At 69.2% G+C, this 18,811-nt stretch carries 14 protein-coding genes and 1 pseudogene; 7 read left to right on the top strand and 8 right to left on the bottom strand.

Going from position 1 to position 18,811, the window contains the following annotated elements:
- Window positions 1–191: 191 nt before the first annotated feature.
- Window positions 192–1,417, top strand: a pseudogene (locus HEB94_RS16585) (IS3 family transposase); the annotation flags it as partial.
- 154 nt (window positions 1,418–1,571) lie between these two features.
- Here HEB94_RS16585 and HEB94_RS16580 read toward each other — a convergent pair.
- On the bottom strand, window positions 1,572–2,702 hold the full coding sequence (locus HEB94_RS16580) for an RNA-guided endonuclease InsQ/TnpB family protein (protein ID WP_202896383.1): 1,131 nt from the start codon (window positions 2,700–2,702) through the stop codon (window positions 1,572–1,574).
- A 372-nt stretch (window positions 2,703–3,074) separates the two neighbouring features.
- Here HEB94_RS16580 and HEB94_RS16575 point away from each other — a divergent pair, with 372 nt between their 5' ends.
- The 4 genes from HEB94_RS16575 (at window position 3,075) to HEB94_RS16560 (ending at window position 6,765) form a co-directional block, all read left to right on the top strand.
- Window positions 3,075–3,272, top strand: coding sequence for a hypothetical protein (locus HEB94_RS16575; protein WP_192750729.1), 198 nt, complete (start codon window positions 3,075–3,077; stop codon window positions 3,270–3,272).
- 303 nt (window positions 3,273–3,575) lie between these two features.
- Window positions 3,576–4,466: an alpha/beta fold hydrolase gene (locus HEB94_RS16570; RefSeq protein WP_192750728.1), complete on the top strand. Its 891-nt coding sequence runs from the start codon at window positions 3,576–3,578 to the stop codon at window positions 4,464–4,466.
- A gap of 22 nt (window positions 4,467–4,488) precedes the next feature.
- Window positions 4,489–5,124 (top strand): isochorismatase family protein, encoded by a 636-nt coding sequence (locus HEB94_RS16565; protein WP_192750727.1) that lies wholly within the window; start codon window positions 4,489–4,491, stop codon window positions 5,122–5,124.
- Window positions 5,125–5,283: 159 nt separating this feature from the next.
- Window positions 5,284–6,765: a threonine/serine exporter family protein gene (locus HEB94_RS16560; RefSeq protein WP_192750726.1), complete on the top strand. Its 1,482-nt coding sequence runs from the start codon at window positions 5,284–5,286 to the stop codon at window positions 6,763–6,765.
- 32 nt (window positions 6,766–6,797) lie between these two features.
- Here the strand turns inward: HEB94_RS16560 and HEB94_RS16555 are convergent, their stop codons facing one another.
- Window positions 6,798–7,934: an aminoglycoside phosphotransferase family protein gene (locus HEB94_RS16555; RefSeq protein WP_192750725.1), complete on the bottom strand. Its 1,137-nt coding sequence runs from the start codon at window positions 7,932–7,934 to the stop codon at window positions 6,798–6,800.
- Window positions 7,935–8,033: 99 nt separating this feature from the next.
- Window positions 8,034–8,831 carry a TetR/AcrR family transcriptional regulator C-terminal domain-containing protein gene (locus tag HEB94_RS16550; RefSeq protein WP_192750724.1) on the bottom strand — a complete coding sequence of 266 codons (798 nt, stop codon included), beginning with the start codon at window positions 8,829–8,831 and terminating at the stop codon, window positions 8,034–8,036.
- 75 nt (window positions 8,832–8,906) lie between these two features.
- Between HEB94_RS16550 and HEB94_RS16545 the strand changes: the two genes are divergently transcribed.
- On the top strand, window positions 8,907–11,237 hold the full coding sequence (locus tag HEB94_RS16545) for an ATP-binding cassette domain-containing protein (protein WP_192750723.1): 2,331 nt from the start codon (window positions 8,907–8,909) through the stop codon (window positions 11,235–11,237).
- Window positions 11,234–12,133: a siderophore-interacting protein gene (locus HEB94_RS16540; protein WP_192750722.1), complete on the top strand. Its 900-nt coding sequence runs from the start codon at window positions 11,234–11,236 to the stop codon at window positions 12,131–12,133. The genes HEB94_RS16545 and HEB94_RS16540 overlap by 4 nt, the downstream gene beginning before the upstream one ends.
- Window positions 12,134–12,193: 60 nt before the next feature.
- On the opposite strand, the gene HEB94_RS16535 is transcribed toward HEB94_RS16540, so the two are convergent.
- The 5 genes from HEB94_RS16535 to HEB94_RS16515 form a co-directional block, all read right to left on the bottom strand.
- A complete protein-coding gene (locus tag HEB94_RS16535; protein WP_192750721.1) occupies window positions 12,194–12,778 on the bottom strand; it encodes a TetR family transcriptional regulator in 585 nt (194 codons plus the stop codon).
- A gap of 12 nt (window positions 12,779–12,790) precedes the next feature.
- Complete coding sequence (locus HEB94_RS16530) at window positions 12,791–13,786, bottom strand: aldo/keto reductase (protein WP_192750720.1); 996 nt, start codon at window positions 13,784–13,786, stop codon at window positions 12,791–12,793.
- A gap of 180 nt (window positions 13,787–13,966) precedes the next feature.
- Window positions 13,967–15,343, bottom strand: a complete 1,377-nt coding sequence (locus HEB94_RS16525; RefSeq protein WP_192750719.1) for a glycosyl hydrolase — start codon at window positions 15,341–15,343, stop codon at window positions 13,967–13,969.
- A gap of 97 nt (window positions 15,344–15,440) precedes the next feature.
- Window positions 15,441–17,492: a right-handed parallel beta-helix repeat-containing protein gene (locus HEB94_RS53535; RefSeq protein WP_192750718.1), complete on the bottom strand. Its 2,052-nt coding sequence runs from the start codon at window positions 17,490–17,492 to the stop codon at window positions 15,441–15,443.
- A gap of 154 nt (window positions 17,493–17,646) precedes the next feature.
- Window positions 17,647–18,660, bottom strand: coding sequence for a substrate-binding domain-containing protein (locus HEB94_RS16515; protein WP_192750717.1), 1,014 nt, complete (start codon window positions 18,658–18,660; stop codon window positions 17,647–17,649).
- Window positions 18,661–18,811: the final 151 nt, after the last annotated feature.

Genomic DNA, 18,811 nt, shown 5'->3' with positions numbered 1-18,811 from the left:
TGGAGCTTTTCCTGTCGGTGGCTAAGCCACGTAGGGAAGGACCAGCCCGGCCCTGATTGCGATGTTCAGTGCGCCCACGTGGTCGGCGTTGGCGGTATATCCACAGTTGACGCAGCGGAAGGTGTCTTGAGTGGGGCGGTTGTCTCGCCCCGGGTTAGATGGAGACATCGAAGCCTGGAGGAACGAGGACGATGGCAGCGCAGCGTAAGTACCCGGATGAGTTGAGGGAGCGGGCCACGCGGTTGGCGGTGGAGGCTCGGCGGGATCCGGGGTCTCGGATGGGTGCGGTGAAGCGGATCGCGGACCAGCTCGGGGTGCATCCGGAAGCGTTGCGGACGTGGGTGAAGCAGGTTGAGGTTGACGCTGGGGTGGCGCCGGGGACGACGACATCGGACGCGGCCAAGATCGCGGAGCTGGAGCGGGAGAACCGTGAGCTGCGCCGGGCGAACTCGATTCTGAAGTCGGCGGCGTCTTTCTTCGCGGCGGAGTTGGACCGTCCGAGTCGATAGACACGGCGTTGAAGGTCGAGTTCGTGGACTCCGTGGAAGCGGAGCACGGTGGCGTCCAGCCGGTCCTGACGGCGTTGAAGGGAACGCCTGCTGAGATCGCGCCGTCGACCTACTACGCGCAGAAGTCCCGGCCGCCGTCGGCTCGGTCTGTCCGTGACCAGATCCTGGTCGAGCAGATCAAGGAGGTGCATGTGAAGAACCTGGAGGTCTACGGCGCGAGGAAGGTGTGGCACGAGATGCGCCGTCAGGGCCATCAGGTGGCCAAGTGCACGGTCGAACGGCTGATGCGCGCCGAAGGTGTCCGTGGCGTCACCCGGGACAAGCACCCCCGGACCACCAAGCCGGCCGCTGAGACCGAGCGACCCTGTGACCTGGTCAAACGCGACTTCACCGCGTCACGTCCGAACCAGTTGTGGGTGGCCGATCTGACCTATGTGCGCACCGCGGACGGGTGGGTCTATGTGGCCTTCGTGCTCGACGTCTACTCCCGCATGATCCTCGGGTGGCAGGTGTCGATCAGCCTGTATACCGAGCTCGCACTGGATGCACTGCAGATGGGTATCTGGCGGCGTGAACACGCCAGCCAGGACGTGGCCGGCCTGGTCCATCACAGCGACAGAGGCGTGCAATACCGCGCGTTGCGCTACACCCAGCGGCTGGAGGAGGCCGACGCGGTCGCGTCGATTGGAAGTAGAGGAGACAGCTACGACAATGCCATGGCCGAGGCGCTGAACTCGCTGTTCAAGGCCGAGCTCGTCCGCGGTCCAGCGCGTCGGCGGAAGGGACCCTGGCGCGGGATCGACGACCTTGAGATCGCGATCGCGGAGTGGGCCGACTGGTACAACCAACGACGCCTGCACGGCGAGCTCGGGCACGTCCCGCCCGCCGAGTACGAGGCCGCCTACTGGGCCCGTCAGGCCACCGACCCTGACGACCACGACGAGCAGCCCGACGCCCAGCATGGCCACCACCACGACGCCACCAAAGCGTCCCAGACCGATGCCAGCACGGCATCACACGCCCAGACCAACCCGGCCTTGGCCACCGCAGGAACCAACTAAATCAGTCTCCACGAAACCCGGGGCTTGACAGGTTGTCCTCGCTCACGTGTCCGCAGTTTTCGCGCGGGCAGGTGCGGGAGGTGTTGCGGGCGTCCACGGCGATCACCACACGACCGGCGCTTTCAGCCTTGTCCGCGAGGATGCCCAGGAAACACCCCCAACCCGCGTCCAGGATGCTCTTGTTCAGCCCGGCCTTGGCGGCGGCCCCGTTGGCGAGGAAGCTGCCGGGTCGGGCGGGTTCGGGCTTCGGCTTGGGTGCGCGGACCATGCTCGCGATGTTCAGGTTCTCGTGGGCTATCTGGTCGTAGGTGCGGACCAGGTTGAGCGCAGCCTTGTGCGCATGGTCGACCCGTTGCCGGCGGACCTTGCGCTGCAGCTTGGCGACCTTCACCACGGCCCGCCGGTGCTTAGCGCTGCGCTCGTTGCGGCGGACCTTCGGGAATATCTTGAGCACACGCTGGGCGTGAGCGAGGGCCCTGGCATTGCCCTTGCCGTGGCGCGGGTTCGGCGTGTGTGTCCCTTCGCTGGTGGTCAGGAAATGCACGACACCCACGTCAATGCCGGCGACCACCCCCGTGGCAGGCAGCGGCTCAGCCGGCACGTCGTCGCAAGCAAGGATCACATACCATCGGCGGCCTTCGTGCTTCACCGAGATCGTCTTCACCCTGCCCTGGACGGGCCGGTGCCGGTGCACCCGCACGTGCCCAACGCCCTGGAATCGGACTCGGGTCACCTTGTCCACAGGAGTGGAGTCCCACCGGCAGCCGTCCCCATCCTTGGGGAACTCGACCGTGTCGAAATAGCCGACGCCCCTGAACCGGGGATAGCCAGGCTTCTCGCCCGCTTTGACGCGACGGAAGAACGCCGCGAACGCCCTGTCCAGCCGTCGCAGAGTGGCCTGCTGGCTGGAGAACGACCAGCGGCCCTGACGCTCCGGATCGAACGCCCGGATCTCCTTGAGCTGCCCGGACTGGTCCCCATAGCGAACCGCGGTCTTCGAAACGTGCCGATAAGCGTCCCGACGTTCCTGCAACGCCCCGTTGTACAGCGAGCAATGATCAGCCAGCATCTCCGCAAGCACCTGCGCCTGCTTGGAGGTGGGCCGGAGAAGGAACTTCAACGCGCGGCGCACGCCCGCTCTCCTGCTTCCATCCGCCTGTCAGAGAAATTCCGGCTGGGAGTCGACATAGCCCTGCATTGCGTCGGCGCTGACCACGCCGACCCAACCAATATTGGGTCACTCCAGGTCTCCTTATCTCCCAAATCCTCCTGGAAGGCTTCCCCTCAATCCCCGCAACCCTGTCACCAGGAGCCCGGCGGCAGAGCTTCGGCACCACACCACACGCAGCCCTGAGTCATGCAGGCCACCGCAGTACCGGACCTCCCGAGGCCATTTGATCATTATTCCCTGCGGTGGTCTTAGGCTCGGACGCGACACGACCCCCTCGACCGGCTGAAAACATCTAGCCGATGATCTTGGGGTGCTGCAGGTCATGCGAAGCGGATGCTACGACGCCAACGGCTGGGAGCGGTACGACGACTGATCGTCGTCAAGCACACCTTGCGCAACGTCGACGACTCGATGTACGTCCGGGTTCGCGGCACCAACACCGACGAGCTCGAGCCGCAGCCCGACGCGCGTGGCTCGAACCCGTGGGAAGACCTCTGGTTCTACTCGAACCCGATCTTCATCGAGCGCTGAGCGCCACCGTAGGGCGAAGCACTTCCTGAGGGCCGCGGTCGCCACACCGAACACCCGGTGCGGCGGCCGCGGCTCGGTCGTCCCCGCTCAGTTGTCCGCAGGGGGTAGCGGTAGCCGCCTCCGGCCGGGTGTCCCGGGTGACCATGACGTACGCATCCGACGTATGCGCAGGTATCCCGCATGTCCGCGGCAGGACCATCGGGGGACACGCTTCCGCGCGGATCACACCGGGCTCCGGGACGCGCTGGTACACAGGACAGTAGAGCCGCACCAGCGCCGACTGTCGCGGAGGGCGGGCGAACCATGACGACTGCCGTGCTCCATCGGACCACCGATGTTCACCATCGCACCGCCAACGTGGCTGGTCGTTCGGTGTTCTACCGGGAAGCCGGACCGCACGAGGCGCCGACCATCGTGCTGCTGCACGGGTTTCCTTCCAGCTCCCACATGTTCCGCGGCCTGATCCCGGCGCTCGCGGACGAGTACCACGTCGTGGCACCGGACCATCTCGGGTTCGGCCTCTCCGACGCGCCCGCGGCGGAGGAGTTCGACTACACCTTCGACGCGCTGACGGACGTCACCGAGGGCCTGCTCGACCAGCTCGGCATCGACCGCTACGTGACCTACGTCCACGACTACGGGGCACCCATCACCTGGCGTCTCGCGCTTCGCGGCCCGCACCGGATCGTCGCGATCATCTCCCAGAACGGCAACGCCTACACCGACGGCTTCGTCGAGTCGTTCTGGACGGGCGTGTGGGCCTACGCCCACGATCCCGGTCCCGCCACCGAGGGCGCGGTACGCGCGGCGCTCGGCCTGGACGCGATCCGCTGGCAGTACCTCAACGGCGTCCCGGATCCCACGCTCGTCAGTCCCGACACCTGGCTCCACGACCACGCACAGGTCAACCGGGAGGGCAACGACAAGATCCAGCTCCGGCTGTTCCGCGACTACCCCACCAACGTAGACCTCTATCCGCGGGTGCAGGAGTACTTCCGCAGCAGCCAGGTGCCGTTGCTCGCCGTGTGGGGCGCGAACGACGAGATCTTCGGCCCGGACGGCGCCCGCGCTTTCGCCCGCGACCTTCCCGACGCGGAGATCCATCTCCTCAACGGTGGCCACTTCCTGCTCGAGAGCGAACTCGACACGGTCACCGGCTATATCAGAGGGTTCTGCGGTCGCGTCCTCAGCTGACTGCCACCGGTTGGAGGAACGTGTGAACGAGTCCGAACGTGCCGAGACCGCCCTGCTGGTCGTCGACCCCTACAACGACTTCCTGTCCGAGGGCGGCAAGCTGTGGCCTCGGGCGAAGGCGACCGCCGAGGCGGTCGGTCTGCTGGACCACATGCGGGAGGCCCTCGCCGCCGCTCGGGCGAGTGGGATCCGGGTCTTCTTCGTACCGCACCACCGGATGGTCGCCGGCGACTACTCCACCTGGCGCTTCCTCTCACTGTCACAGCAGCACGCCCGTGAGAGCGAGGTGTTCGCCAAGGGCAGCTGGGGCGGGGAGTTCCACCCCGACTTCACCCCGCACCACGACGAGCTGATCGCCCGGGAACACTGGGGCTCCAGCGGATTCGCCAACACCGACCTGGCGCTGTTGCTCAACCAGCACGGGATCGCCCGGATCGCCCTGATCGGGATGCGGGCCAACACCTGCATCGACACCACGGCACGCTTCGGCCAGGAACTCGGCTACCACGTCACTCTGGTCAGGGACGCCATCGCCGCCTTCTCCCCCGAGGAGATGCAGGCGACGTTCGAGACGAACGCCCCGAACTACGCCCACGCGATCCTCACCACGGCGGAGTTCACCGCCGCCATCGCCCCGCCCGCCTCGGTCGTGTCCTGAGCCGTCTCCGGACCGGCAGGGCGCGCCGCCGGACGGTGACGTCGCACGCACCGTCCGTGCGCAACTCGGAGTTGACGTACCGGTCCACCGCGCGGATGCGACCCGGGCTTTACCGTTGGCGAGGATTCGCAGCTCCCGAGCTGGCCTTCCCACGACGCGGTGACGATCGAACGCAGCGAGGACCCCGTGAGCAACCCCGACCGGGAACGGTTGCGCCGCCGACTTCGGCGTGCGGCCGGAGCGGCGCTCAGCCGCGACGAGCCCGTGGTCTCCCAGCGGCCACCCCGCTCGCCGTACGTCGTTCGCACGGCCGACAACGCCGGCGGCCCGGACGTACGCCGCGCCCTGGACTTCCTGCTCCGGCTCGCCGAACTCCTGCTGCGCAGCGGCGCCGGTTCCGTGGACGTCGAGGCATCGGTCGTCGCCTGCGCCACGGCGCTCGGCCTGCGTGACGTCGAAGCCTCGGTCACCTACACGCAGGTACTCGTCTCCGTCGCCGTCGTGGACTCCGACGCCCCGCTGACCGACCTGCGGATCGTCCGGGTCCGGGCGGTGGACCACAGCCGCCTGGTGGCGCTGCACCAACTGGTCCTCGCGTTGGCCGAGGGGGACCTGACGCCGGAGGCGGCGTACCAGCGACTGGACGACATCCTGCACGCGCCCAAGCGCTATCCGCGGTGGGTCGTCAGCATCGCGTGGGGGATGCTCGCCGCCGCGACCGCGGTCCAGTTGGGCGGAGAGTGGCTGCTCGCCCTGGTCACGTTCGGCGCGACCGTGCTCATCGACCGAGCCGGCCGCCGGCTCGCCCGACGCAACGTCCCGGACTTCTACCTGAACTTCGTCGGCGCGGCGATCGTCACCGGGGTCGCCGTCGTGCTGACCGCCGCCGGCGCGCCGGTGCAGCCGGGGCTCGTGGTCGCGGGCGGTGTGGTGCTGTTGCTCCCCGGAATCGCCCTCCTCGGTGCGGTCCAGGACGCGCTCACCGGCTTCATGGTCACCGCGGCCGGCCGCGCCCTGGAGGTCCTGATCCTGGCGGCGGGCCTCACCGGGGGTGTCGCGGCCGCGTTGATCGTCGCCCGCCAGGCCGGGATCACCATGTCCGTCACCGCACCCGCGGCCTTCACGGTCGGCGGCCTGCCGTCCCGCTTCCTCTCCGCCGGCGTCGTCGCGACCGCCATGGCGGTGGGGCTGTACGCCTCGTCGCGCCTGCTGCCCGCCGTCTTCCTGCTGGGCGGCGTGGGCTACGTCGCCTATCTGGGACTCGACCACCTCCTCGCCTCGGCGTCGATGTCGCGGGGCGTGATCGCGGTCGCGATCGGTGTGTGTGGCCAGGCGATCGCCATGCGCCGACGGCTCCCCGCGCTCGCCGTCGTACTCCCGGCGATCGTCCCGATGCTGCCCGGACTCACCATCTACGGCGCGATGCTCCAGCTCACCCAGGGCGACAGCCGGAGCGGGATCTCCGGGCTCCTGATCGCCGCCACACAGTCCCTCGCCCTCGCGGCCGGCGTCATTCTCGGCGACTTCCTGGCGCAGCCCCTGACCCGGGAACTCTCCCGTTCCGAACGCCGCTACGCCGGTCCGCGACTCGTGGGGCCCCTGCGGGTACGCCGGCTCCGGCGCACCCGGCGGCGCCGGTAGTCGCGCCGCCCGGACCGCTGGGGAGACGCACCCTAGCCGCGTGGGGTGTAGGCCGGCATGCTCGCGAGGTCGACGTCGGCGTCCGGCCAACGCCGGCGCAGCATCCCGGCCACGTCGCGCACCCAGCCACGCAGGTCCGGCAGGCACCGGTGGTGTTCGGCGATGTCCGCGGCCGACTCGAGGGTCGCGACCATCTGCACCCGACTGTTGTCGCCCGGCGCCCGGCCGTCGAGGAGGCGGAACCGGTTCAGCCGCCGAACGGCCCGAGCGACGCAGGCCGCCGACATGCCCAGCCCGAACAACCCGTCGTCGGCCGCCTCGGGAACCGCCGCGCAGAGCGCCAGCCGGAAGGCGTCCTCCAGGTCGTACTCCGCCGGGTCGGCGACGGTGATCCAGGCGGGCCCGGGCACGTGGATCCAGGCCGCGTTGAAGAGCGCGTGCACATAGCCGGCGAACTCGAAGTCGATGATCCGCCCGTTGGACTCGGCACCGTCGTGGACGAGGAAGTTGTTGGGCTCCGGGTCGCCGTTCGTGAACGCCAGGAAGGGACCGGGCTCCGCGAGGGTCGTCCGGACGAGCGCCAGGTCGCGCTCTGCCGCGGGCGGCACCCCGAAGCCGAGCGACGCGAGCAGCGGACCCGTCTCCTTCCACACCGGTCCGAGCGACTCCCACCGGTCGGTCAACCGCTCGGCGGGCCCGAACACCGCCCGCCTCCCGACGTACCGCTCCTCGTGTCCGGCGGTGACCGCGCAGAGTTCGCCGAGCGCCCGGGCGAACGCGGTCAGCCCGCCGAGCGTCCCCTTCATGCCGTCCCGTAGCAGCGGCTCGGGCAGGGGTACGCGCGGCGCGAGGTCCTCCAGCACGAGCACCCGCGCCGCCAGATCGCTCGCCAGCAGCCTCGGTGCGAGGCCGAACCCCAACTCCGCGAGGAACTCCAGCGCCGCCCGCTCGGTGCTCACCTGACGCGGGTCCGTCCGGACATCGTTCGGGTGCTCGCGCAGCCACTTCACGACGACCGACGCCGGCAGGCCGGGCGCCGGGTCGGCCAGGATGGCGCGCAGCACCGCCCACGGGCTCTGGTGCTCCACCGTGGCGATCGCGACCGGGACACCGAAGCTGGCCGACAGCAGCTTCTCCACCTCGGGTACGGCGTTAGTCGACGTGGGCATGGGCTTCCTTCCCCCGGAGACAAGGACGGCATCCTGGCGGCTCGGCCACGCGGAGACAACCCCGCGGTCCGGTAAGAGACATCCCCCGGACCGCGACGATCAGCCGCTCGACTCCTTCGTCGCGGTCTCGATCCCGTCGAGCAGGACGACGAGCCCGACCTGGAAACTCTGCCGCGCGGCACGCTCGAGGTAGGGCTCCTGCTCGTCCTCGGGCGGCTGCGGGGCGTCGCTCTCGATCCAGGTGGTCATGGGGAACCGCTCGGCGAAGTCAGGCGCGACCTCCGCGAGCAGCGGGGAACGCGAGAACCACCAGTCCTGGTCACCGACACCTGTCGCGGCCGCCGCGGCCCGGGAGTCGGCCATCGTCTGCGCCGACCCGCGGACGTGATGCGTCAACGCGCCGACCACTCCCCGGAGCACCCTGACCTCCAGGTGGGTCTCGCGCAGGATCCCCACCAGGGTCTCGAGGACACCGAACTCCCCCGGTCCCAGCACCGGTCGCGCCTGGGAGACCTGCAGCATCCAGGGATGGCGTACGTAGAAGGCCCAGCTGTCGTGCGCCCAGGCGGTGAGGGCGGGCCGCCAGCCCGCGTCCAGCGCGTAGCCGGTCGGCAACTCCGCCAGCGTCCGGTCGTACATCAGGTCGACGAGTTCGCTCTTGCCATGCACGTAGGTGTAGAGCGCCATCGCCGTACGCCCGAGCCGCTCCCCCACCGCGCGCATGGACAGCGCCGTCATGCCGACCTCGTCGGCGACGGCGATCGCCGCCGCCACGATCGCGTCCACGGTGAGTCCGGGCCGTGGCCCCGGACCGGCCGGCGTCGGTCCGCCCTCTCCGGTACGCCACAGCAACGCCATCGACCGGCGCGCGTCGCCCTGGCCGGCAAAGACGACCACTTGCAGCTCCTTATGGCATAAAGTAACTTGGTCCGTCCCACTTTACGCCGTAAGGAAATCCAGAGGAACCACGGCATGGATGCTGACCCTTCCCACGACGAGGTGGCAGTCACCGGGCGACGCCAGCTCGCCGACAGCCACGACGTGATCCAGGTACGCGGCGCCCGAGAGAACAACCTCGCCGACATCTCCCTCGACATTCCCAAGCGCCGGCTCACCGTCTTCACCGGCGTCTCCGGTTCCGGCAAGTCCTCGCTGGTCTTCGGCACGATCGCGGCCGAGTCGCAGCGACTGATCAACGAGACCTACACGGCGTTCATCCAGTCGTTCATGCCGAGCCTCGGCCGGCCCGACGTCGACGCGCTCCACAACCTGAGTGCGGCGATCGTCGTCGACCAGGAGCGGATGGGTGTCAACTCCCGCTCGACGGTCGGTACGGCGACCGACGCCTACACGATGCTGCGCATCCTGTTCAGCCGACTCGGCACCCCACACGTCGGCACCTCCGGCGCGTTCAGCTTCAACCTCCCCGAAGGCATGTGCCCCGAGTGCGAGGGACTCGGCAAGGTGTCCACGATCGACGTCGACGAGGTGGTCGATGTCAACCTCTCCCTGCGGGAGGGCGCGATCAGGGTGCCGGGGTTCGGCGCCGAGACGTGGTATGTCCAGACCTACGTCAACTCCGGCTTCTTCGACCCCGACACCAAGCTGAAGGACTTCAGCCGCGAGGAGTGGGCGGACCTGCTCAACAGGCCCAACACGAAGGTGCGGATCGGCACCACCAACGTCACCTACGAAGGTCTGATGGTGCGGGTGCGGCGGCTCTTTCTCGGCAAGGAGCGGGAGTCGATGCAGCCGCACATCCGGGCCTTCGTCGACCGCGCCGTGGAGTTCGCCCGCTGCCCCGCCTGTGAGGGCACCCGACTCAACCCGGCGGCGCTGTCGGCCAGGATCGACGGCCGCAACATCGCCGAGTGCTCCGCGATGCAGATCAACGACCTCGCCGACTTCGTGCGCGGGATCGGCGACGAGTTCGCCGGACCACTGCTCGCCAACCTGCGCAACACCCTCGACTCACTGGTCGGCATCGGCCTGGGCTACCTCAGCCTGGACCGGGAGTCGGCCACCCTCTCCGGCGGTGAGGCCCAGCGGGTGAAGATGGTCCGGCACCTCGGCTCCAGCCTCACCGACGTCACCTACGTCTTCGACGAACCCACGATCGGCCTGCACCCGCACGACATCGAGCGGATGAACAACCTGCTCGTTCTCCTGCGTGACAAGGGCAACACGGTGCTCGTCGTCGAGCACAAGCCCGAGACGATCCAGATCGCCGACCACGTGGTCGACCTCGGCCCCGGAGCGGGCGACAGCGGCGGCCAGGTCTGCTTCAGCGGAGACGTGGCCGGGCTGCGCGCGTCCGGCACCTTGACCGGCCGCTACCTCGACCACCGGGTGACGCTGCGCGAGAAGGTACGCGAGCCTCGCGGCCAGCTGTCCATCACCGGCGCGACCCTGCACAACCTGCGGGACGTGAGCGTCGACCTCCCGCTCGGTGTGCTGACCGTGGTCACCGGCGTCGCCGGCTCGGGGAAGAGTTCGCTGATCCACGGCTCGCTGGGCGGACGGGACGACGTGGTCGTCGCCGACCAGTCACCGATCCGCGGGTCGCGGCGGAGCAACCCGGCCACCTACACCGGTCTGCTCGACCCCATCCGCACGGCGTTCGCCAAGGCCAACGGCGTGAAGGCCGCGCTGTTCAGCGCCAACTCCGAGGGCGCCTGCTCCACCTGTAAGGGCATCGGGCTCGTCTACACCGACCTCGCCATGATGGCGGGGGTCGCCTCCGTCTGCGAGGAGTGCGAGGGGAAGCGGTTCACCCCGAAGGTGCTGACCTACCAACTGCGTGGCAGGAACATCAGCGAGGTCCACGCCATGTCGGTGGCCGAGGCGCACGACTTCTTTTCCTCCGGCCAGGCCCACGCGATCCTGCGTCGACTGAACGACGTGGGCCTCGGCTACGTCCACCTGGGTCAGCCGCTGACCACCCTCTCCGGCGGCGAGCGCCAGCGCCTGAAACTCGCCATCCACATGGCGGAGAAGGCCGCGACGTACGTGCTGGACGAGCCGACCACCGGGCTGCACCTGGCCGACGTGGACCAGCTCCTCGCGCTGCTCGACCGGTTGGTCGAGGAGGGCAACACGGTCATCGTGATCGAGCACCACCAGGCCGTCATGGCGCACGCCGACTGGCTCATCGACCTCGGTCCCGGCGCCGGCCACGACGGCGGGCGCATCGTGTTCACCGGAACGCCGGCCGATCTCGTCGCCACCGGCGACTCGCTCACCGCCCAGCACCTGCGCACCTACGTCGGTCACCCGGCGCCGGCCACGGCGGGCCGGGCATGACGGCGCGGCTGCCGGTCAGGTTCGTCGAGGTCGTCGACGTCCACCGGCTCACACCCCACATGGTCCGCATCACCTTCGGTGGTGAGGATCTCGCGACCTCGATCGCGGAGATCCCCACCACCGAGCCCGACCAACAGATGAAGCTGTACTTCCCGAGGGCGGGCCAGCGCAGGCCCCGGATGCCCGAGCCGGACACCGAGGGCGACTTCATGCGGTGGTACGCCGCGTACGGCGCCATCCCCGAGCCCGAGCGGCCGTGGATGCGCAGCTTCACCATCCGTCGCGTCCGTCCCGGCGAGGGCCTGGTCGACGTCGACTTCGTTCTGCACGACGACGCCGGCCCGGCCGCACGGTGGGCACAGTCCGCGCGGCCGGGCGACACGCTCGGGATGTTCGGGCCGTCCGCGACGTTCGCCCGGTCCACGCCCCTCAGCGCGTCCGTCGCCGCGGCGGACTGGTTGTTGCTGGCCGGTGACGAGACGGCACTTCCGGCGATCGGGACGTTGGTCGAGTGGCTGCCGTCCGGCACCCGTGCCCTGGCCTACCTCGAGGTGCGCGACGCGGCCGAGGAACAGCGGTTCGAGACGCGAGGCGACCTGACGTTGCACTGGTCGCACCGCGGTGACGTCTCACCCGGACACGGCACCCTGCTCCTGGACGCCGTACGCGGGGCGGAATTCCCGCCCGGGTCGGTGTTCGCGTGGATCGCCGGTGAGTCCGCGGCCGTCCGCTCACTTCGTCGCCACCTCGTCGACGAGCGCGGTGTCGCCAAGCAGGCGATCGACTTCAGCGGCTACTGGCGGCTGCGGCTGAGCCAGGACGACGCACCGACGACCGAGGACCTCGCCGAGGCGCAGGAACGCCTGGCCCTCGCCGCCTCCGACCCGAGCACCTGAGTGCGGTGGCCGAGCCGGATCACCAGCCGGTGGTCCGGCTCAGCCGCGTGGTGGTCCGGCTCAGCCGCGTCGTTCAAGACCGGAGAGCACCAGCGAACAGACCGCGTCGAAGGAGGCGTCGATCCCGGGATCGGACCAGTACGACGCGTTGGCCGGATCGTGAAACCGCATCATGGCGGCGAAGACCGCCCGGGCGCTCACCTCGGGGTCGGCGGCGCTGAACTCTCCCGCGGCCACGCCGTCGGCGATGATCCGGGTGATCTGGTTCACCAGGTCGTCGAGGTGTGCGGCGACCACGGCGCTGCTCTCCTTCGTGAGCACGGAGTAGGTCGCGAACAGCTCCGGGTCGTCGAGCGCCTTGCGGCGCTTCGACTCGTGCAACTGGCGGAGCCAGCGGCGGAGCCGTTCGGGAGCCGGCACGTCACTCGCGGCGAGCTCGGCGAGGCCCGCGTGCGCCCGCTCCAGCCAGCGCTCCGTGACCGCTTCCCGCAATGCCGTCTTGGTGGGGAAGTGCCGGTAGACGCTGCCGTGGCTGACGCCGAGGACCCTGGCCACGTCGACCACCGTCGCCTTGGCCGGGCCGTAGCGACGGAGGACGTCCTCGGTGGCGCCCAGAATGGTTTCGGCAGTCAGCGGTCCGTCCACCGGAGCATCCTCTCAGCGTTCGCTGTCGAGGTGCGCCATCTGGGCCTCGCTGTAGCGCGACCCGGCGGCCGCACCGTGCGGGACGGCGGCCTCGATGGCGGCCAGATCGTCGGCACTGAGGGTGAGGTCGGCCGCGGCGAGCGACTCCGCGAGCCGGTCCCGCCTGCGGGCGCCCACCAACGCCACGATGTCGCTACCCCGCGACAGCACCCAGGCGATCGCCACCTGCGCGGGCGTGGCGCCCTGCGCCTCGGCGACGCCTCGGAGTGCCTCGACCAGCGCGAGGTTCCGCGTGAGGTTGTCGCCCTGGAACCGTGGCGAGTGGCTCCGGAAGTCGGTCTGGCCGATGCTCCGCTCCGCCGTCCAGTGCCCGGACAGCAGGCCGCGGGAGAGCACGCCGTACGCCGTGATCCCGATCCCCAACTCGCGGGCCGTCGGCAGAACCTCGGCCTCGATCCCACGGGACAGCAGGGAGTACTCGATCTGCAGGTCGCTGATCGGATGCACCGCCTGGGCCCGACGCAGGCTCTCCGCCCCGACCTCCGACAACCCGATGTGGCGTACGTAGCCGGCCTTCACCATGTCCGCGATCGCGCCCACCGTCTCCTCGACGGGTACCGCCGGGTCGAGTCGGGCCGGCCGGTAGACGTCCACGTAGTCGGTACCGAGCCGGCGCAGCGTGTAGGCGAGAAAGTTGCGCACCGCCTCCGGCCGCGCGTCGTAACCGACCCAGTTTCCCGCGGGGTCACGCATGCCGCCGAACTTGACGCTGATCGCCACCCGCTCCCGGTCCCCCGTTCGCAGGGCCTCGTGGATGAGCAGCTCGTTGTGGCCCATGCCGTAGAAGTCACCGGTGTCGAGCAGGGTGATCCCCGCGTCGATCGCGGCACGGAGCGTGGCGATGCTCTCCGTCCGGTCCGCCGGCCCGTACAGATCCGACATGCCCATGGCACCCAGGCCGAGCGCCGACACTTCGGGCCCCTGCGCTCCCAGACGACGACCGTCCATCACTGAAACCTCCACTCGTCGATGCCGCTGCTCGGCATCTCGCGGGATCTATGGAATGACAGATTTCAGAATCTGTCAACCGCTAGGCGTCAGGGCGGGCGTGATCGCCAGGCCGCGCGACGACGGGGCGGGCGCCGCGAAAGCTCGCGGCACCCGCCCCGGTCGTTCCGTACCTTGGACTCAGAAGATCTCGATGATCTCCGGGTGATCACTGAGCGTCAGCGACACGGCACTCGCGTTGCGGAGCGTCTGGACGGGCGAGGTCCCGACGGTCGGGTCGAAGACCCGCACGTTCCGGTACGTGGCGCCGAGTTCGACGAGCACGTCGTCCGAACCGCTTGCCCGCTCGTTCCACACCGCGAGGTAGAACCTGCCGTTCGCCTTCTGCATCAGCAGGTCGTGCACGGTCTCCGGCTGGTCGGCGATGGAGTACGCGAGGTTGCCCGCGGGCCGGTCGCCGGAGTCCGCGAGGATCGTGCTGAGGTTGTGCAGGTAGAGCGCGGATCGCTTCGGGTTGTAGTCGACGTCGAAGAACCCGAAGCCCGCGTCGCCGCCCGCCGCGTCGCGCAGCATGTACAGGAACGTGTGCTCGAACCCGCGTGCGAACTGCGAGAGGTACATGTTCAGGTAGAGCCGGCCCTGCTGCTCCTCGGTGACCTTGCCGGTGGCGGGATCGCCCGTGGGCCAGCCGTTCTCGGTGGTGACCCTGGGCAGCGCCGCGCGGTCGGCGGCCTCGGTGTAGCCGGGGAAGTGCGCCCGCCAGGTGACGCCGTACTCCTGGTAGATGCCGTCGATCCAGTCGACGAAGTCCGGTGAGGCGTTCACCCACGCCATGTTGTCGATGATGCTCGGCTTGCGGCAGATGTAGTTGTGGACGTTCGCGTAGTCCGCGTACGCCGTCCCGTCCGGCATCAGCGTTCCCGCACCGGCCGGAATGGTGAGGAACTGCAGGCCGACGTTGTTGGGCTCGGAGCCGCCGGCCTCACTGGAGTGGAAGACGGGGTACGTCCGCAACACCGGATCCGCCTTGGCCCGCCGGTAGAACTCCGCCTGCCACTGCGCCACCGGGGTGAAGTCCTGGTCCCAGACCGACTGCCGCCCACCGAAGGTGACCGCCCAGTTGTTCGGCTCGTTCGGACCCTCCAACGCGAGCAGCGCACCCGCGTTCGCGAGCCCCCTGGACGCGTTGAGCTGGGCGTCGATCCAGGGCTCGTCCGGGCCACTGCGCACCAGCACGAACCTCGCCCCCGACTGCTGGTAGATGGAGATCAGCTGGTCGACGTACGCCGCACTCGCGTTGTCGGAGTCGCGGACACTGCGGAAGCCGGCGTAGCGGACGGCGGCCGCGCTCCGGTCGGCGTCGTCGACGCCCTGACCGACGTGCGCGCAGACGCCGAGGGACTCCAGGAACGTCGCGGCCCGGACGGCCCGTGTACCCGCCTCGGTCCGTCGACCCACCTTGGCGGAGGCGACTTCAGGTGACGCGGCGACCACCGCGCCGGCGGCGAGCGCGGTCGCGCTGCCCAGCAGGGCCCGGCGAGACAACGGGTTGGCCATGGGAGCTGGTCCTTTCGACTGCGGGAATGTCCTTGCGATGTGGGGCTTCGGCATCCACCGGCGTTACGGCGTCCACTGAGTTACGGCGTCCACGGCGTTACGGCGTCCACGGCGGTCCGAGCGGCGGCTGTCCGGCGTAGTCCGGGTCGCACACCTCCGAGACCGGTGGCGGTGCGGGCACTCCACCCGGCAGCAGGTCGCGGTACGCCGGCTCCACACCCGCTCGCGCGGCGATCGCCTGTGCCTCCTCCGGCAACGCGGCCGGATCGAGCGGGACGTTGTCCTCGACCACGTTGTCGACACCGTCGTTCCACACGGCGTCGGGACGGTCGACGAAGTTGTGAACCGCCCGGTTGTCGCGGATCGAGGAGGTCCAGATCTTCAGCCACCAGCTCGGCGTGCCGCACAGCACGTTGTCCTCGACGAGGTAGTTCCGCGTCGCCTCGTCGAGGTAGACGAGCGAGTCGTCGTAGTGGTTGATCACCAGGTCGTGGATGTAGTTGCCCCGGATCACCGAACCAGGCTGGGCGGACAGGGTGTAGATTCCGCCGCCGTCGATCAGCCGTTGCGTGAAGTGGTGGATGTGGTTGTAGGACACGCTGTTGTTCCGGCTCGTACTCGGCGTCGTGTAGCCAGCTGAGCCGCCCGGGTCGACGGTCCCCCAGCCCCAACCGACCGAGATCGCGGTGTACGGCAGGTCGTACACCGTGTTGTGCTCGATGGTCGTCGTGTCGGCATAGCCGACCCAGATACCGACGCAGCCGTGGTACTCCGACGCCACGTTGGTCACGCAGTTGTTCGTGATGCGGTTGTCGAGGACGGTCGCCCGGTCGTCGTCGGGATGGTGGTGGATCTCGTCCGTCCCGCTCACCTGGATCCCGTTGCCCGAGACGTCCTCGAACAGGTTGCCGGTGATGTCCGCGTGCCTGGTGCCGTACTCGAGTTCGAGTCCGCTGCCGCCGAGGTGCTGGAACCGGCAACGGTGGAACGCGACCCGTTCGGCGGCCCGCATGGTCACGTTGGCCGGAAGCTTCGCGGTCGTCCCGGGAGCGGTCTGGTGATAACCGGCCTGAATCACCGCGAACCCAGTGGGACTGTTGGGCTCCAGCCAGGTGCCGTAGCAGAAGCTGATGCCGTCGAAGCGCAGGTCCATGACCGGATCGTCGAGTTCGCCCCTGATCTCCAGCAGCGTCTCCAACCGCCCGAGAACAGTCTCGGCGCTCGCGAGGTCCTCCTCGGCACGCGGCTTGTAGTAGAGATGGCCGGCACGGGTGTCGAGGTACCACTCGCCTTCCTCGTCGAGAAGTTCGTAGGCGTTCTCGACCCAGACCGGAACGGTGATGTTGCCCCACGGCAGGTGGTCCGCGTACGCGAGCTCCCAACCCGGGTTCTGCATGTCGAGACGAACCCCGGTCCCGGTCCGCTCGGCCGACTCGATCCGGCAGCGATAGGAACGCCAACGTCGAAACGACACCAGTTCGACGTCTCGGAGTTGGCGCCACCGGGTGAAGTCGAACTCCTCGCCGCTGTAGACGTAGCCGGTCTCGGTCATCTCGAACCCGGCCGGCAGGAAGGCACTGCGGGCACGCACCGCGCGCCGGCCGTTCACCCACAGCTGCCGGGTGTCGGTCCGCGGACCGACAGCTGCCCGCCAGATGTTCTTCGCCGCGTCGTAGAGCCGCCAGCCGGTGACCGCACTCCCACCGCTGAGGACGGGGGTCTCACCGTCGACGGCGACGTAGGCCACCTGGCGTCCTGGACCCGCGTCCCTGGAGGTGAACAGCAAAGGCTCGGCGAGTTCGTAGGTTCCACCGCCGAGGTGGACCGTGAGGGTGGTCGCACCGGCGGCGGTCGCCTCGCGCACCGCACGCTGTGCCCTGGTGAGGGTCGCGAAGGGGCTCGTGCGTTCTCCGGTACCGGCGTCGTCACCGGCCGGTGCGACCCAGAAGTCCGCACGCTCCGCCGCGTCGCCCGCGGCGCTGCTCGCGGCCCGCTTCACCGTGCCCGTGGGGTCGTCGGGGACGTCCGCGTAGGCACCGCTCGCCGCAGCGAGGGAACCGGCCGCCACCGCACCGGTCGCGCCGAGGACGAGAGAACCGGTGAGGAAACGACGCCGGGACGTGTGCTCGGGGGAATGACCGTGTGACACCTGCTGCCCTCCATCAGAGGAGCCCTGCTCGGTCAGGTCTTCGAGGAACGTAGTTGAGCGAAGTAAGAACTGGCCATCGACCGCTGGCATATGTGTCCGGAGTCGGCACAGCCCGAAGCGGGGTTCGACACACCATGGGTTCTCGGCAGGGTCGTCAATCGCGCCAGCGCGACCTGGCACCAGTCGGCGGCGCGGTGGACTCGCGGACGACGATCCGCGGCGACGCGTCGATCACGACCTGGTCGCCCACTCCGCCCTCGATGATGTCGATCAGCATCTGCGCGGCCCGGTTGCCGAGCTCGCGCTGCGGGACCTTCACGGTGGTGAGGGGTGGCATGGTCTGCTGTGCCACCACGTGTTCGTCGATGCTGAGGATGCTCACGTCCGCCGGCACCGACAAGCCGAGCTCGCGCAGAGCGCTCAGGGCGCCGAGCGCGCTGACCAGACCGTCCACGGCGAGGGCCGTCGGCCGGCCGCGGGCCGCCCTGTTCATGATCGAGAGCGTCGCCGCGTGGCCGCCGTCGAACGTGAAGCCGCCGTCGACGCACCACTGCGCACGCACGGACAACCTGCGAGCGGCCATCGCGTCGTCAAACCCTCGTTGGCGGCGCAGCCCGGTGTCGGTGCGCAAGGATCCGCAGACATGACCGATCCGCCGGTGTCCGAGTGAGGCCAGGTGCTCGACCATCAGCGCGGCGTTGCGTTCCTCGTCCAACACGACGGAGGCATCCGCCTGCGGTGAGCCACGCTGGACGAAGACGGTCGGCACCTCCAACTGGCGCAGCCACTCCTCGAACCGCGGGTCGTCGACGGTCGCGAACGCGACGAGGGCACCGTCGATCCGACCTTCCAGGATGGACAGGTCCGTCGGCGGGAGGTCAGGGCCACTTCGCACTTCCGAGACCAGCAAGGTGAACCCTCGTTCGAGGCAGGTCTCCTGGACGCCACGGAGGACGCCGGTGAAGCCGAAGTTGTCCAGGTCCGGAACCAACATGGCCAAAGCCTGTTGGCGTTGCAGGCGCAGTGCACGGGCCTGGCTGTTGGGTCGATAGCCGAGTTCGGCGGCCGCCCGCAGGACCCGTTCCACGGTCTCGGGGCGGTAGCCCGCCGTGTGGTGACGGAGCAGGCGGGAGGCGGTGGAGAGGTCGACGCCGGCGATGCGGGCCACGTCGCGAAGGGTTGGGCGTCGGCGGGAGGCACGCGGACCAGAACTCATCCTGGATCGTGGCAGATCTTCGTACACAGGCATCCCTTGACAGGCCGACCGCTGCCCACAACCATACGTGCCAACGTTTGCTACAAACGTTTGCGTAGTTCCG

The sequence above is a fragment of the Actinopolymorpha pittospori genome, from assembly GCF_014873875.1.
In the GTDB taxonomy this organism is placed as follows: Bacteria; Actinomycetota; Actinomycetes; order Propionibacteriales; family Actinopolymorphaceae; genus Actinopolymorpha; species Actinopolymorpha pittospori.
Note: the sequence above shows the minus strand (reverse complement) of the source record. Positions and strands in the feature narration are given on the sequence as shown.